Source organism: Enterococcus sp. S53, assembly GCF_016516865.1.
GTDB classification, from domain to species: domain Bacteria; phylum Bacillota; class Bacilli; order Lactobacillales; family Enterococcaceae; genus Enterococcus_D; species Enterococcus_D innesii.
This window is the reverse complement of record NZ_JACVUH010000074.1, coordinates 1-400: the sequence shown is the minus strand read 5'-3', so window position 1 is coordinate 400 and position 400 is coordinate 1. Positions and strand designations below refer to the sequence as shown.

General features: G+C 46.5%; 1 protein-coding gene. It reads left to right on the top strand.

All coding sequences use genetic code 11. The annotated features are described in order from the left end of the window. A partial coding sequence (locus IAE45_RS18730; protein ID WP_200143174.1) for a MucBP domain-containing protein occupies positions 1-400 on the top strand: 400 nt, incomplete at both ends.

The following is a 400-nucleotide window of genomic DNA, read 5'->3' as shown; positions in this document are numbered from 1 at the left end:
CTTAAGCGGAAAAGTTGGCTTACCATATGACAGTGAGCCTAAAGAGATCCCAGGTTGGTACGTGGCTGAAACACCAGACAATGCGTCAGGAATCTTTAGTGAAAATCCACAAGAAGTGGTGTACATTTATAATCGCTCGGATGCCGCACCGGTCACGGTGAAGCACAAAGATTCCGAAGGGAATCAACTAGCCGATCCCGTGATCCTAAGCGGGAAAGTTGGCTTGCCGTATACAAGTGAAGCCAAAGAGATTCCAGGTTGGTACGTAGTGGAAACACCAAGTAATGCTTCAGGGATATTCAGCGAAGAAGCACAAGAAGTGGTGTATGTGTATGAGCGATCAGACGCCGCACCAGTGACTGTGAAATTTAAAGATTCCGAAGGGAATCAATTAGCAGAA